Genomic DNA, 15,825 nt, shown 5'->3' with positions numbered 1-15,825 from the left:
ATGCATCTGACATTAAAATAAGGTATTACAATATCAGATGAAATACATTCGCAACATATTAAATTCCCGTTTTAAACGCAACGGGAATTTTTTTATGGCATTAACTAAAGTCCTACAGTTTAAGCCAAAGCATGTTAAGTTTTACCAAACAGCTTTCACGCATCGTTCTATGAACATAAGAGATAAGCAAGGAAACGCTATCAACTATGAACGATTGGAGTTTCTGGGAGATGCTATGCTTGGAGCCGTTATTGCTTCTCATTTATACCTCGAAGTACCTGGAGGAGATGAGGGCTACTTAACCAAAATGCGATCCAAAGTAGTTAGTAGGGAACATTTAAATGAATTAGGAAAGGAGTTAAGCTTGATTGATTTGGTACAAAGTAAAATACCATCAGGTCAATTTGGAGACAATATTCATGGCAATTTATTCGAAGCTTTAATAGGTGCCATCTTTTTAGACAGAGGCTATAAATATTGTGAAAAATTTATTTACGACCGTGTTATCATTCCTTATGTAGATATAGAAAAGCTTGAAGGAAAGGTTATTAGTTATAAAAGTCTCCTAATAGAGTGGTGCCAAAAAGAAAAGAAAACGTTTAATTACAATGTATACGAAGATACAGGAAATGATGACGTTAGGCATTTTTCGGTTAAACTATCCATAGATAATAAAATAGTTGCCAAGGCAAGGGCAACTTCAAAGAAAAAAGCAGAGGAAAAGGCCTCCAAGCGTGCTTTTTTTGCATTTCAGAAAAAGATATCCAAGATGCTGTAAGTTTCTTTTTCCAAAAGAAATGAACTATAACGTTTTAGTTGTATTTTATTCTTAAGATTACGTAAAACATATCAAGACCAATAATTTAAATGTTATATTTACGGCGTTTAATTTAAGTTATGGCTGTTCATAAGCTAATTCTTGAGGATGTTTTTGAGGAAGAGCAATATGCTTTAATTGCAATTCACTGTACAATTGAGGATTATCGATTGGCCTACCTCCTTAACAGGGATCTGGATGTAAAGCTCTCAAGAAAACCAACAGACATCGACTTTAATAATGGCGCATCATCGTTTTCCATTTTTGAGTGGGAAGATGAAAAACAGCTTACAACATGGAGTTTGATTTCTAATGTTTGTAAGATTGAAGCGTATCAAACAATAGGTAGCGGGTCGTTATTTGATATGCAAGAAAAAATAACAAACACATACTGTTTGGTGCCCGAATATAAAAGGGTTAACTATTTTTTAAAAATAGAGAGTGAATTTAATTATAGTAAAGAAAAGTATATTTTAAGTGCAATATTAAAAATTCCCCAAATTGCCACAGCTTATAGTATTGATATAAATCAATTAAAATCTAAAGACAATTTAATTTTTAACTAATGTCAACAACAAAAAAAACTAAAATAGTAGCCACCTTAGGTCCGGCCTCAAGCTCTAAAGAAATTTTAAAAGGAATGCTCGATGCGGGCGTTAATGTTTTCAGGATAAATTTTTCACATGCCGATTATGCTGATGTCACAGAACGTATAAGAATAATACGAGAATTAAATGATGAATATGGTTATACTGCAGCTATTTTAGCCGATTTACAAGGGCCTAAATTGCGGGTTGGTGTAATGAAGGACGAAGTTGTTGTTAGTGAGAATGATGAGATAATATTTGCTACGGGCGAACGTTTTGAAGGGACTAAGGAACGGGTATACATGACCTACGACAGGTTTCCTCAAGATGCCAAGCCAGGAGAGCGTATTCTTTTAGACGATGGAAAACTTATTTTTGAAGTTGTTTCTACAGATAAAAAAAGTGAAGTTAAGGCACGCGTTATTCAAGGCGGGCCATTAAAGTCCAAAAAGGGGGTAAACTTGCCCAATACCAATATTTCACAACCAGCGCTAACCGAAAAAGATATTGAAGATGCCATTTTTGCTATTGGTCAGGATGTAGATTGGATAGCCTTATCTTTTGTGCGTCATGCAGAGGATTTAATGGAGCTTAGAGACTTAATTAGTGAACATAGCGATCATAAAATTCCTATTATAGCTAAAATAGAAAAACCAGAAGCTGTCGTTAACATCGATAAGATTGTAGCATATTGCGATGGGTTAATGGTTGCTCGTGGAGATTTAGGAGTTGAAGTTCCGGCTCAAGAAGTACCACTTATCCAAAAACAATTGGTGTTAAGAGCAAAAAAGGCTAGAATCCCAGTGATTATAGCTACTCAAATGATGGAAACGATGATTTCTAGTTTAACACCTACAAGAGCAGAAGTGAATGATGTAGCCAATTCTGTTATGGACGGAGCAGATGCCGTAATGCTTTCAGGAGAAACCTCTGTTGGAAGTTATCCAGTACAAGTAATTAAACAAATGGCCAGTATCCTTGAAAGTGTAGAAAATTCGAACCTTATTCAGGTACCTCAATTGCCACCTCATATTCGTACAAATCGTTACATAACAAAATCTATTTGTTACCATGCAGCAAATATGGCTAATGAGATAAATGCAAGAGCTATTTCTACTTTAACGAATAGTGGCTATACCGCTTTCCAAATTTCAGCTTGGAGACCACTATGCCATATTTTAGTTTTTACCTCTAATAAACGTATCTTAACACGTTTAAGCTTGCTTTGGGGCGTTCGGGTATTTTATTATGACAAATTTGTAAGCACAGACGAAACCATAGAAGATGTAAATGCGATAGCTTGTAAGGAAGGCTATTTGAACGAAGGTGATATGGTAATCAGTTTGGCAGCTATGCCTATTCAAGAAAAAGGTATGGTAAATACTTTACGAGTTACTGAAATCAACACTTGTGATATTTAGCCTGTTTAGAGCTTTAAAGGTAAAAATTAAACCCTGTTTATTTTAGATCAGATACTTTAGTTTCTGTAAGCGTCATTCTTTTAGCTAGAAGTTTGAAGCATAAAGTTGTTTTTAAAAGGGATATGTTTTTCTTTAGACTTCTAGCCAAAGTCCACTCTCATAATTGAATATACTTCGACGCCTTATGTCGAGGTTTCCGTTGTGAAATGGTCATTTCCATGAAAAAGAGAATCAAAATAACCCAATTTCGGTTTTAGACCTTTAGATCCAAATGAGACGAACAAAATATTTTATGGTTATTTTTTGATAATAGTTTGTTTTGCAATAGGTTGTGTGCTATGTGGATTTCTTTGTCAGAGTTAAATACATGAGCCCTATTGGTATTAGTTTAAAGCAGAATTTCAAGTTAATTTTATTTAGAAATGTGATAATATAGATGTTTTTTGTTAGGGATGCTACACTTATTTTTGACAAAAAAATATATGGAGAATACAGGATTTTTATTAGACATGGATGGAGTCATTTATAAGGGAAAAGAATTAATTGATGGGGCAGATGTGTTTATAAAAAGGCTTCAAGAAAAAAAAATACCTTTTTTATTTCTTACTAACAATTCTCAGCGTTCAAGAAGGGACGTTCAATTGAAACTTAATAAAATGGGTATAGAGGTTGAAGAATCTAATGTTTTTACATGCGCAACGGCTACTGCCAGATTTATTTCCAAGCAAAAGCCTAATGGTAGTGCCTATGTTATAGGAGACTCAGGACTTATGAATGCTCTTCATGATAATAATATTGCAAATAACGATATGGATCCTGATTATGTTATTGTTGGAGAAGGTAAGTCATTTAATATGAACATGATAGAGGCTGCGACTAAAATGATTATGAAAGGGGCAAAACTTATAGCAACAAATCTAGACCCCAACTGTCCTGTTCCTGATGGTATTAGACCTGGATGTGGTGCTATCGTTGCAATGTTGGAAACTGCAACTGGGAAAAAAGCTTTTTCAATGGGTAAGCCGAGTCCTATTATGTTTCGAGAAGCAAGAAAAGAATTAGGTGTTCGCACCGAAAATACATTCATGGTAGGAGATACCATGGAAACAGATATTATTGGAGGTGTGGAAATGGGTTATAAATCAGTACTAGTTCTTTCTGGGGGTACCAATATTGAAGATCTTGATAGTTTTGCTTACCATCCAGATATGGTTGTATCAAGTATCAAAGACCTGATGGATTTACCAATTTTAAATTAAGGATAAAACGATTCAATTTTTTATTGTTTCACTTGTATGAAAAGATAGATTCTAGTTTAGAAAAAGAGAAGTTTTTAATTTTGGGTTAATACTTTGCTCAAAGTATCAAGTTATATTAATTTTTAGTGATAATTTGAACCTTATAAAGCCTTCCTGAAACTTAGATTGTTGACACAAATGAGAATTTTATAATCATAAGATTTTTCTTATATTTGTAATATGGTTAAAGAAAATGCTATGAAAAAAATAATGTGGATTTTTGTTTTTTGCTCTACGTTGCTTTCATGTTCTAAGGGAGGTACAGTTATTATAGATGAAGCTATTATAGGAACATGGCAAGTTGTTGAGTTTATAGATGATATTTACGATCCAGACAATCAATATGATGTATTAGGTGTTTGGGAACCAGTTGAAAATGGAAGTGTATATGAATTCAAATCCAATGGAGAGGTGGTTTTTACAAGACCTTCTGGTATATCTGAAGCTAAGTATGAAACAAAAGAAGAAACCGTTTTTTATTATTTTAATGATAAAAAGTTTAACTATCAAGCACATTACGAGATAGATGAATTAGGTTTTTTATATTTAATGCAGTTTGAATCGGTAAAAATGAAAAAGCTATCAAATTAATTTAAAACTCAAACTTTAACTGAACGCTTACACTATTTTGTTCTGGCTTTTTCTTGGGTTCGGTATTTAAATTGGAAAGAGAAATGCCTAATAATCGTACCGAGTTATTAAGTTTTTCTTGGTATAATAACTCTTTGGCAGTTTCAAAAATAAGTTCCTTATCGCTTATAAAATAAGGAAGGGTCTTACTTCGGGTTTGGAGGGTGAAGTCACTATACTTAATTTTTAAAGTTACTGTTTTCCCAGAAACCTTACTTTTTATTAATCGACGAGATACTTCGTCTGCTATGTGATCTAATTTTTCCAGCATAAATATTTCACTGGAAAGGTTTTCCTTGAAAGTGCGTTCGGCTGCTAGTGATTTACGTATTCTATTTGGTTTTACCTCACTGGTATGTATGCCCCTAACAACATAATAATAGTACCTTCCTGATTTCCCAAAGTGATCGTTTAGAAATTCAATGGATTTAGATTTTAAATCATTTCCCGTAAAGATGCCTAATTGATACATTTTTTCGGCGGTTACCTTACCAACGCCGTAGAATTTCCGAATGTCTAGTTGCTCCAAAAAAGTAATGACTTCTTCTGGATTTACGGTTTTTTGTCCATTGGGTTTATTGTAATCGCTGGCAACTTTGGCTATAAATTTATTGATGGAAATACCAGCAGAAGCTGTTAGTCCTACTTCATTTAAAATGCGTTCCCGTATTTCTTTAGCAATAAGTGAAGCACTAGGATTCCCTTTTTTGTTGTGGGTAACATCCAAATATGCTTCATCCAATGATAAAGGTTCGACCAAATCGGTATACTCAAAGAAAATACGTCTTATTTTTTTTGAGATGTCATGATAGCGTTCAAAACGAGGTTTTACAAAAATAAGATGTGGACATAGTTTAGAAGCTAAATTACCAGACATGGCGCTTTTTACACCAAATTTTCTGGCTTCATAACTGGCTGCACTTATTACACCCCGTTTGCCTCCACCTCCAACAGCTATGGGTTTTCCCTTAAGATCGGGATTGTCCATTTGTTCTACAGAAGCATAAAATGCATCCATATCAACATGGATAATTTTTCGTATGTGGAGATTGTTAGACACTTTTTTAAACTTGAATGTTTCAAAAATAAGATATCTTTGGATGAGATACTATTAAGGTGTGAAACGAACATTAATAAAATTTAAGCACTTTTTCACAAAAGGGAATGTTTAAATTTTTAATGAGAGAGCGTAGCGGTTGCATACGTTCTCGGTTTTGTAATTAATTTATTATCAAACAACTACAAAAGTTTAAACGAATGAAATCATGAAATTAATTTACTCGCTTTTGGCGTTGCTCTGCTTATTATTTGTCTGGTCTTCAATTGGACCCTACGATTATTTCACATGGTTTTTAGAAGTTTTACCAGCTATTCTGGGAATTTTGGTTTTAGTCTTTAGTTTTAAAAGGTTCAGATTTACAAACCTGATATATTCACTTATTTTTATCCATTGTACAATTTTAATTGTTGGAGGGCATTATACTTATGCAGAGGTACCTCTTTTTGATTGGATACAGGAAGTCTTTAACCAGCAAAGGAATAATTACGATAAGCTAGGTCATTTTGCACAAGGCTTTGTACCTGCAATGATTACCAGAGAGGTGCTTGTTAGAAAACAGGTGGTAAACAATTATAAATGGCTGAATTTTATTGTTGTTTGTATTGCTTTGGCAATTAGTGCTGCTTACGAATTTATTGAATGGGGTGTCTCTTTATCAACAGGAGAAGGAGGCGATTCTTTTCTTGGTACCCAAGGATATATTTGGGATACGCAGTCAGATATGTTATATGCCACCGTTGGAGCAATAATGGCATTGGCTTTTCTAGGTAAATACCATGATAAACAATTAAAATTATTGACAATTGATAGAAATAGAACGTAAATTTTTAGTAATTTCTGATGCTTTTAAAAGCAAAGCATTAAAAAAAACAAGAATCATTCAAGGCTTTTTAAATACCCACAAAGAGCGTACAGTGCGTGTAAGGTTAAAGGGAGAAGTAGGGTACATAACGGTAAAAGGTATTTCTTCAGCCGATGGGTTATCACGATTTGAATGGGAAAAAGAGATATCCCAAAAGGATGCCGAATTACTTTTTAAATTATGTGAACCAGGCGTTATTGATAAAATGCGATATGAGGTAAAAGTAGGAGACCATGTTTTTGAAGTAGATGAGTTTTATGGAGATAATGAAGGGTTGGTAGTTGCCGAGATCGAATTGAATGCTATAACCGATACTTTTGAGAAACCTGTTTGGTTAGGCGAAGAAGTTACAGGCCAAGTACAGTACTACAATTCCCAACTAATCAAACAACCCTTTAATACTTGGTAAAAATTACAAGAGTTGTATAGAATATTTTGAAATAGTTTCGATAAATACCATACTAATTAAATTTATACAGATGAAGAAAATATTAGCATTTTACGTATTAATTGGTCTATTATTAGCTTGTAAACAAGAACCTAAAGTAGTCGATTCACAAGAGAACGAGACTGTGGAATCTGTAGTGGATACACTTGTCGAAATCATTGAGGAAGTACCTGTCGAAAAAACGATCAAAGAAATAAAGGCAGAACTTAAAACGAAAGGATTTAAGTTTTTTGATTATGTGGACGAAACTACAAAAGATACAATTTTAATGCAGCAGTATTTTATAGCATTTTTAAAAAAAGGACCTATACGATCTCAAAATGAAGAAGAAGCTGCCATGTTACAAGAAGCGCATTTAGAGCACTTAACAAAAATGTATGAGCTTGGTTATGCCGATATTTCAGGGCCTTTTGGAGACGATGGCGATATTCGGGGGATGACTATTTACAATGTGCCAACATTAAAAATGGCAGATAGCTTGGCTAATGCCGATCCGATGGTAAAAGCAAAACGCCTGATAATTGAAATACATCCTTGGTGGGCAGCTAAAGGGTTCCCTTTGCGCTAACCATTATTCCGAAATGGTTATATGTCTTTTGGCTTCATTCCCAAATTCATCAACAACCGTAATGGTGTGATTTCCGGGTTTTGGGATCATGGAAAATTCATGAATATCTTTTGTGCTTCCCATAAAGGTTGCATCTAGGTACCAAAACACCGTTAACTCAGGCTTAGAATGTGCTATCTTAAGGACTAAATCGTTTGTTTTACCATCAAACTCCTTAGGTAGAAAGATGGAATTATTTTCTTTTGGATAGATAAATTCCATAGAAACAGCATTATCTTGCAAGCAATCAATTCTAAATTTTGGTAGCGGTTTATAAAATGGGTTTTTGGTTTTGTAAAAGTGAGCCATTAATGGAGGCAATACAAACCAAGATTTATGTGTAATATTATCTATTGATTCACAAGAGGAGTTTACTTGATGTGTCTCGGTTTTGTCTAAGTGGATAAGTTTGTGGAAGGGACAGGGCTTAGTTTTTAATCCGCTTGTTTGGACGAAGGTGTCTTCAGTGGTGTCACAAAATTGTGAAGCCCTGTAGCCGCTCAACTTACAAACTTTAATCTCTTGCATCTCGTCAAAAGGTTTAGAAAACCATTCACTATTTGGTAACAGATCGAATACATCAAATAAAATTGGAGCAGCGGTTTCTATACCTACTAGCCCTGGGCGCCCTTCTCCGTCGGCATTGCCAACCCATACGCCTACCACATAGTCCTTGGTGGTTCCTATGGCCCATGCATCGCGAAAACCAAAACTAGTGCCCGTTTTCCAGGCTATTTGCTTAGAACCATCAAAAAACTCCCAACTTTCGTCTCCTTCTGGGCGGTTTACTTCCTTTAAACTTTCATAAGTTAAATAAACAGAGGCAGCGTCAAAAAGTGGTTTTTCTGCTATTATTTCTCCAAAGTTTATAGAGGTGTCTTCAATAAAAATTGGATCACAAAATTCATTGGTATAATATCTGCCAGAGGTTTCCGAAAAATGATTTAAGGTAGAAGACAAAGCAGCATAACTTTTACATAGGTCCCATAGATTACTTTCGGCACCACCCAAGATAAGAGATAAACCATAATGATTGGCATTGTATTTTAAATCTTTTAAATGTAAAGCACTTAAATAATGGTAAAACTTGTCCAGTCCAAATTCCTGGAGCATTCTTACCGCTGGGACATTTAATGAACGTGATAAAGCTCTGCTTGCAGTGATGGCACCGTCATAATCGTTAGAGAAGTTTTTGGGATTGTAGTTTCCAAATTGTGTTGGTACGTCGGCAACCAAAGTATTGGGTAGTATATCGCCAGCGTCTAACATAGCAGCATATAAAAAGGGCTTAAGGATACTACCCGTACTGCGGGGTTTGTCTATAATGTCCACGTCTTTTTGATGAAGCATATGTGTTGGCGTATTGCCAACATAGGCTAAAATTTTTCTTGATTTAACGTCTAAAACCAAAACAGCGGCATTAAAAATTTCATTCTCGCTTAATTGATTGTAATGGGTTTTAACAAGGTAATTTATGTGTTCTTGTAATTGTATATTAATAGTTGTTTTTAATCGTTTTCCATGATGCGTTTGTGCTATTTTCTGTAGTAAATGAGGTGTTATTTCCGGAAGAGGGTAGGGCTTTTGGGGTAATTGTTCGGCAATAGATAAACGATATGTCAGGGAATCGATAACATTATTTTGTAGCAATTTTTTTAGTAAACGATTTCTTTTCGTTAAAAGACGTTTCTGATTTTTACCGGGATATATTAAACTGGGTGCATTGGGTAATACGGCTAACGTAGCACTTTCAGCCCATGACAGATTATATGGACTTCTATTAAAATAACGCCATGATGCAGCATCAAGACCAATAACATTCCCTCCAAAAGGAGCGTTACTACTGTAAAGAGCCAATATGTTATCCTTAGAAGTAGAAAGCTCCAGTCGTGTTGCTAAAATAATTTCCTTTAATTTTTCAAAATACGTTCTTGGTTGCCCTTTACGTGCTAGTCTAATGACCTGCTGGGTGAGTGTGCTTCCACCACGTTTAATAGAACCCGATCGTAAGTTTTGAGAAAACGCTTTACAGATGGATATGGGGTTAAACCCTGGGTGTCTGTAAAAATAGGCATCCTCAAATAAGAGAACACTTTGTTTAAATTTTTCAGGAATACTGTCATTGTGAGGAAAACGCCATTGGCCATCAATAGCAATTTTTGCACCTAATAAGGTGTTGTTGGAACTTGTAATGACCGTAGCAGTAGGTGTTTTAAACAATGGGTTGGGTAAACAAAAATAATAAGCAATTAAAACCAAGGTAATTACTACCAATTTTATCTTATGCTGCCTTATGCGGGATTGTATTTTGTTCATGCTTTTTTACACTTCCGTCTTTGATTTGTTTACCAATTCTCCTTCTTACCAAGGAGGAGTGTCTCTATTCCAATAGCTTGGGGTAGAGTTGAAGAGGTTCATTCTTTAAAATTACTGGCGATTTCTTCAAGATACTTGTGGTTATGGATTTTGTTGCTTATGGTTTAGTTTTTAACCCTTTCGCCCTGTGGACACCTTCCCATAAAAGGGAAGGAATACTTTTGCGGAATGGGATCGTTTATTTTTCCACTATAACCCATTGTCCTTTTGTTCTAACCAGATAGTCATTGTCGTACATGGCTTCTGCCTGTGTGCCCGGTAAATAATAGGTTCCCAAATAAGAAGCGTTTAATATGATATTAAAGGTTTTTGTACTGTGTTTTCCTTTTTTGGGTAAATCAAAATAATAATTGACACGGTCGTCTCTAATATCCGTAAAGCGGGCTTGACTTGTAGTTGAGTCGCCATAATCTGTAAACCGTGTATTTACAATTTCCCAACCAGAAGGAATAATTTGTGTCAAGGCAATGTCGTTAACATCTTCATTTTTTAGATTGCTTACTTTTATGGAGGCAACAAAATCTTGTCCTTGTTTTAGCTTGTAAATAGTAATGGGATTGCCTTTTAAATCCAAATAATTAACAGAAATACTTAATCCGCGTTGCTCTATTAATTCTTTTCCTAAAGGTAGTTTTCCCGAATTTAAAACGCGTATGTAGACTAGGTTCTCATCATTATTTGTAAAAGATAATGTGTTATTACCTTCAATAATTTTCAAATGGCGTTGCGCAATGGCATTTTTGGTGCTGATGGTTTCAGTTGTTCCGTTAACTGTGTAACTTAAGTTTAAAGCTTTTCCGCCGTTGGCACTTACCATTTTAGCCATAGCTAAAAGGCTATATGCTGTTGTTTGTGTGCTCATCCATTGCTTGCCAGGTAGATCTTTGGCAATATACTGTGCCAGCTCCCGTATTTTAGAACTTTTGGTGAGTACCATGGTCTCCAAAGCCATAGCGCGGTTTCTGGCTACCGACCCGTAAGTGTGGTAATTATATTTTGGAGCCTGAAAGTTAATATTCGCTGATTGTGAAATTTTATCGCTGGCCTCCTTTTGTCCAACAAGAGCATAGGCTGCCGCCAATCGCCATTTTGTTTCGTTAGAAAGCTCTGTAAATTCCCTTAAACGATTCATGGCTGCGAGGTCTGGACTACCTGCCAAAGCCAGCGTATAAAGTCTGTAAGCTTGTGCCAAATCGGAGTTGTAAACTCTGTAACTAGGACGCCAATCTCTAGCTGCTTGTTTTTGGTATTTTAGCCAGTTTGCTTTAAATGAAAGAGGAAGCATATAACCTTTTCTTTCGGCTTCAATCATAAAATGTCCAGCATAGCTTGTAGCCCAGTCGTTAATAGTAGTTTCGCCAATCCAGTAGCTCATGCCTCCATTAGGGCGTTGAAAACGAGCTAAACGAGCTATACCATTTTTAATGTTGTTTTGAATATTTTGCTTCTTATCCTGTGTCAGATCAAAAATGTCGCTCAAGAATAACTGTGGAAAAATACTGGATGTGGTTTGCTCAGCACAACCGTGGGGATACCGGATTAAATATTGCAAACGACGGTTGAAATCCATTGGAGGAATGGTAGAAAACTCTATCGTTGCCGAATTGGTGCCCTTAACTCCAAATGTAGAGAAGTTTATGGTTTTAGAGGTTGATGCTTCTAAAGATGCATCGATAGATTTAGAGCTTATAGGATTTGTGTTTAATACATCCATTTCTACTTTATAGCTGGCCTTTTCACCATCTCCACTTGCGATAACTTCTACGGTACTCAAGCCTATTGCTTTACTTACGTCTAAGTTGAAATAAACCATTTGCTCATCAGGTTTTGAAAACGTAAGGCTTTTGGTGTTGTCTCCTGTAATTGTAATGCCGTTGCTAAGTTTTAACTTAACAGATACATTTTTTACTTTGGGTTCCATTGCAAAAACGGTAACCGGTAAGGTAACTTTTTCGCCAGGACTTAATTTTCTTGGTAATGAAGCCAATACTATAAGCGGTTTTTTGACTGCTACCGATTTATCAGTACTTCCATAAGCTCCTGTAATATGATTACCAGCAACAACCATGGTTCGTACAGCACCTACATAATTAGGCATTTTTACTGTGTGCGTTTTGGTTTCTCCTGCCTTTAAACTAAAGGGGCCTAAATAAGTGACCACAGGTTTAAAACGATTCGCTTTTTTATTTTTACCCGCTAATGCACTCCCATCGCCACCAATAGCAAATACTTGCTCGATGCTTCCCGAATAAGCTCCAATAACATCGTCAAAAATATCCCATGTTTTAACACCCAGTGCTTCACGGGCATAAAAGGTATTCCATGCATTTGGAGTTTTAAAATTGGTTAGATCCAATAAGCCTTCCTCTACTACTGCAATAGTATAGGTCATGGGTTTTTTGTTTTTTTCAGAAATGGCTACTTCAAACTCTTGCTTTGGACGCAATGCATCTGGCATGTGAATTTCTGGCTCTAACCTGGTATTGGGGTCTTCAATACGTATAGGGATGATACCATATAAACGAATGGGAAGGTCGTTGGAGGTTATGGCATGTGGTTGTAAAAGGGATATGTTAATAAATACATTCGGAGCCATATTGGTCGTTACGGGAATATCTACTTTAGTCTCTCCTTCGCTCGTTTTTACCCACCAGTAATCTAAGACTTCCGTGCCATTTTCAATACTTATTAAGGCGCGACCTTCAGTTCCTGACTTAAAAGTTATTTTTGCCGTTTCACCAACGTTGTATTGTTCTTTATCACCTGAAAACACCAACATTTTAGCAGCTTCTTTATCTCCTGGCGGAGTATACCAGTTTTTGTAAAAGTAAGCAGTTTGTCCGGTCGAATGTCCGCTAACAGGGTCAGTAATTCTAATAAGGTAACGGCCTCGTTCATTATCTGGAATCTTTAATGTAAAATGCCCTTTTCCGTTAGCATCGGTATTTACTTTAGAGTCTAAATACGGTTTGTGGTATGTGCTGGATACATAACTCGATAAGTTATCATAAGAAGCGTTCCACCACCAACGCCATTCAATTTTATAGACTTTTACTTCCAGATTGTTACGTTTTATAGGGTTTCCATAGGCATCAACGACTACTATGTCGAAAGTTTGGCTTTTGTCTGTAGAAAGCGAACCGTGTACACTGCCTTTAGGTGACCGTAAACCAACAAACGATTCGTATGGTGCATATTGTTTGGTAAATGCATCCATCGAGAAATCTCCACCATTTTCAAAGGCTCTTACTAAAAAATGCACGTTAAGCATGCCAGGAGCATTTTTGCCTACTTTTAAGCTACTGTTTATTTCTGCAAGGCCATTACTATTCACGGTGCCTTCAAAAACAGTGATGTCTTCGGAGCTAAATTGTCGTGTAGGATCTGTAAAGGTGTAATTTTTATAACTCTTGAAGTTATTACTTGAAATACTAAACTTAGCTTTAACCTCCGCTTTTAAATTTTTACCTGGAGAGCCGTGCAGCCATTTAACATCCAAAGAACCTTTTAAAGGTTTCTGGTTTGTAAGTATTACATCATCAAAATCAACTTTAATCTTTAAGCGGTTGGGCTTAACCGTTTCTATTTTTAAGTTTTTACTAAATGTGGCACCGCCAACAGACACCTTTGCATTATAATTTCCTGTTTTGTCTTCAGTAGAAGTGGGAACAATAAATTTATAGAAGTTATCAAGGTTGTTAGGTGTTGTATTTTTGTAGATTAGTTTTCCGTTAGGATCAGTAACTTCCATTTTAACAGGATGCCCGTTAGGGAGCTTATTGGCTTGGTCATTTAAAATAAAAGTTAGGTGCAATGAGTCTCCAGGACGCCAAACACCACGTTCACCATAAATATAGCCTTTTAAACCTCGTTGTAGCTTGTTGCCAGATACATCAAACTTGCTAAGAGATAGAGAATTGCCGTCTGCTAGTTTTATATAAGCAGTCTGATTGCCTTTGGATACAACAGCAAACGAAGCGTGCTTTTGGGCATCAATGATTGCAAGCCCTTCTTCATCCGTTACGGTTTTTTCAATTTCTTGTTGTTGAAAATTGTAAAGCCTAATAGTAGCGTTGGGCTCAGGGTTGGTAGATAATACATTAGTTACGGCAAAATAATAGGAGTTGTTGGCGCTTCGTTTTGCTATAACGCCCAAGTTAGAAGCAATAATGTTTTGGGAGACGATCCTATCGCTGTGATAATAGGCATCATGGCACGGATTCTCACGTTCCCTCCAGTTGTATGTGTAGTTTTTATATCGGTATGTAATGTTGTCCCAATAGGCTTCCTCTCTTAAGTCGTCATCCTCAATGTCTGTTTCAGAAATTTCGTCATCATCCTCAGTACTGGAAGCCGATGGATTTGTTTCGCAATCGTAAAGCGAATAACTTTTGTTAAAGCTTAATTCAATGCGGTACATGGCACCAGGATCGGCCTTAAAGAATTTGGACAAATCAATGCTATAAGCTTTCCATTTTTCTGTGTTATCAGCAGGTGTTTGTAATTGAATGGTTTGCTTTGCTATACGACGCCCTACTTTTTTAATAGCGTATCCATTATTACTGCTTAAATGTTCATCTTGCAAAAATTGAAGTATGTTGTTTTCAAAAATTTTGATGACCCTAACATCTACAGCTTTAAGGTTTACCGCCTCAAAATTAAATTTTAGGTCTTTTGAGTTTGGTAAAAAGGTACCATTACTTATCAATCGGACTTGCGGTTTCAATGTTTCAAAAGTTAAGGTCTCAGAAAAAGGTGTTTTGAGCTTAAAGTCATCCGTATTAGTTATGCCTTGCAATATATCAACTTGAATGTTGCCAGACAACTTAGAGTCGGGGTAAACTTTAAGCACATTGCCCTTAACAATATGCTTAGGATTCTTAACACCTTCAATGGTTACCAACCCATCAAAGTTTTGTTGTTTTTTTAATGGATCAGAAAAGTTAATTGATAAATGCTGCTCAGGAGATTGAATAATATCAATACCAACTACAGTGAAATTATTGATACCCGGAATGTTTAATTTATTTTCACCAACATTATCTGCGTTAATGGATTTTCCGTTCCATTTTATTACTATTTCACCGTCCTCTACCTTACGATGGATACTATCCACTTTAAAATTAAAAACCTTCGCTTGTTTGTTGGTTTCATTAAAGACCAGAGGCAGTTTCTTTTCTTTTTGAAATGCAGTTACAAGCTGTTTAGCTTTTTCCAAGGGAATGATATCCGCAGAATGGATTGAAGCTTCTAAATACTGCCAAGTTTTGTTATAAGACTGTAAACTAGTAGTTGTTATATTGAAGTTTGGAGTAATGGTTTTAAACTGAAAGGTATAGTTCTTAAAAGCATCGGGTATTTTTTTGTAGAGCTTACTTAATTTTACAGTTACAGTATATTCTGTAGAAGGTTCTAAAGAAGCATCGGGAGTGAATGTAAGCACGTGTTTGTTAACAATGGTTAATTTGCCTTGAACATAAGGCGAAACAGTTATAATCTCTTTAGTGATTTCGTCTCCTGCTCCCCAGTTTTCGATTGGAAGAGACAGATTAATTTGAATGGGTTGCGTTACAGAAGTCAATCCAGAAGTAGTGTAACTAATATAATCCCTAAATTTGAAAATATTATCTGTTTCTGATGGTTTCTTTTTGCATGAGAAGCCTAAAGCTAGTAGAAGAACAATGGCTGTAAAATTATGGATTCGCATAGTAATAAGGGA

At 35.8% G+C, this 15,825-nt stretch carries 11 protein-coding genes; 8 read left to right on the top strand and 3 right to left on the bottom strand.

Annotated elements, in window-relative coordinates; all coding sequences use genetic code 11:
* The first annotated feature begins 37 nt into the window (after window positions 1-37).
* The 5 genes from rnc to ABD792_RS11410 all read left to right on the top strand — a co-directional run bounded on the left by rnc (window position 38) and on the right by ABD792_RS11410 (window position 4,714).
* Window positions 38-778, top strand: coding sequence for a ribonuclease III (rnc, locus tag ABD792_RS11430; protein ID WP_345006178.1), 741 nt, complete (start codon window positions 38-40; stop codon window positions 776-778).
* A gap of 119 nt (window positions 779-897) precedes the next feature.
* Window positions 898-1,383, top strand: a complete 486-nt coding sequence (locus tag ABD792_RS11425; protein WP_345006177.1) for an IPExxxVDY family protein — start codon at window positions 898-900, stop codon at window positions 1,381-1,383.
* Window positions 1,383-2,825 carry a pyruvate kinase gene (pyk, locus tag ABD792_RS11420; RefSeq protein WP_345006176.1) on the top strand — a complete coding sequence of 481 codons (1,443 nt, stop codon included), beginning with the start codon at window positions 1,383-1,385 and terminating at the stop codon, window positions 2,823-2,825. The genes ABD792_RS11425 and pyk overlap by 1 nt, the downstream gene beginning before the upstream one ends.
* Before the next feature lie 482 nt (window positions 2,826-3,307).
* A complete protein-coding gene (locus tag ABD792_RS11415) occupies window positions 3,308-4,084 on the top strand; it encodes an HAD-IIA family hydrolase (RefSeq protein ID WP_345006175.1) in 777 nt (258 codons plus the stop codon).
* 237 nt (window positions 4,085-4,321) lie between these two features.
* Complete coding sequence (locus ABD792_RS11410) at window positions 4,322-4,714, top strand: hypothetical protein (protein ID WP_345006173.1); 393 nt, start codon at window positions 4,322-4,324, stop codon at window positions 4,712-4,714.
* A 1-nt stretch (window position 4,715) separates the two neighbouring features.
* Here ABD792_RS11410 and dinB read toward each other — a convergent pair whose 3' ends face one another.
* A complete protein-coding gene (dinB, locus tag ABD792_RS11405) occupies window positions 4,716-5,813 on the bottom strand; it encodes a DNA polymerase IV (protein ID WP_345006172.1) in 1,098 nt (365 codons plus the stop codon).
* Between the two features lie 205 nt (window positions 5,814-6,018).
* Here dinB and ABD792_RS11400 point away from each other — a divergent pair, with 205 nt between their 5' ends.
* The 3 genes from ABD792_RS11400 (at window position 6,019) to ABD792_RS11390 (ending at window position 7,691) form a co-directional block, all read left to right on the top strand.
* Window positions 6,019-6,636 (top strand): DUF2238 domain-containing protein, encoded by a 618-nt coding sequence (locus ABD792_RS11400; protein ID WP_345006171.1) that lies wholly within the window; start codon window positions 6,019-6,021, stop codon window positions 6,634-6,636.
* Complete coding sequence (locus ABD792_RS11395; RefSeq protein WP_345006169.1) at window positions 6,617-7,084, top strand: CYTH domain-containing protein; 468 nt, start codon at window positions 6,617-6,619, stop codon at window positions 7,082-7,084. The genes ABD792_RS11400 and ABD792_RS11395 overlap by 20 nt, the downstream gene beginning before the upstream one ends.
* Window positions 7,085-7,154: 70 nt before the next feature.
* A complete protein-coding gene (locus ABD792_RS11390) occupies window positions 7,155-7,691 on the top strand; it encodes a YciI family protein (protein ID WP_345006168.1) in 537 nt (178 codons plus the stop codon).
* 3 nt (window positions 7,692-7,694) lie between these two features.
* Here ABD792_RS11390 and pbpC read toward each other — a convergent pair whose 3' ends face one another.
* Window positions 7,695-10,046 carry a penicillin-binding protein 1C gene (pbpC, locus tag ABD792_RS11385; protein ID WP_345006167.1) on the bottom strand — a complete coding sequence of 784 codons (2,352 nt, stop codon included), beginning with the start codon at window positions 10,044-10,046 and terminating at the stop codon, window positions 7,695-7,697.
* A gap of 238 nt (window positions 10,047-10,284) precedes the next feature.
* Window positions 10,285-15,813 (bottom strand): alpha-2-macroglobulin family protein, encoded by a 5,529-nt coding sequence (locus ABD792_RS11380; protein WP_345006164.1) that lies wholly within the window; start codon window positions 15,811-15,813, stop codon window positions 10,285-10,287.
* Between the last annotated feature and the right edge of the window lie 12 nt (window positions 15,814-15,825).

The organism is Snuella lapsa, assembly GCF_039539345.1.
Classification (GTDB): Bacteria; Bacteroidota; Bacteroidia; order Flavobacteriales; family Flavobacteriaceae; genus Snuella; species Snuella lapsa.
Note: the sequence above shows the minus strand (reverse complement) of the source record. Positions and strands in the feature narration are given on the sequence as shown.

Coding starts and splice junctions, on each gene's coding strand:
- rnc (WP_345006178.1), top strand. CDS start 38: ATGAAATACATTCGCAACATATTAAATTCCCGTTTTAAACGCAACGGG.
- ABD792_RS11400 (WP_345006171.1), top strand. CDS start 6,019: ATGAAATTAATTTACTCGCTTTTGGCGTTGCTCTGCTTATTATTTGTC.
- ABD792_RS11390 (WP_345006168.1), top strand. CDS start 7,155: ATGAAGAAAATATTAGCATTTTACGTATTAATTGGTCTATTATTAGCT.
- pyk (WP_345006176.1), top strand. CDS start 1,383: ATGTCAACAACAAAAAAAACTAAAATAGTAGCCACCTTAGGTCCGGCC.
- ABD792_RS11425 (WP_345006177.1), top strand. CDS start 898: ATGGCTGTTCATAAGCTAATTCTTGAGGATGTTTTTGAGGAAGAGCAA.
- ABD792_RS11380 (WP_345006164.1), bottom strand. CDS start 15,813: ATGCGAATCCATAATTTTACAGCCATTGTTCTTCTACTAGCTTTAGGC.
- pbpC (WP_345006167.1), bottom strand. CDS start 10,046: ATGAACAAAATACAATCCCGCATAAGGCAGCATAAGATAAAATTGGTA.
- ABD792_RS11410 (WP_345006173.1), top strand. CDS start 4,322: ATGAAAAAAATAATGTGGATTTTTGTTTTTTGCTCTACGTTGCTTTCA.
- ABD792_RS11415 (WP_345006175.1), top strand. CDS start 3,308: ATGGAGAATACAGGATTTTTATTAGACATGGATGGAGTCATTTATAAG.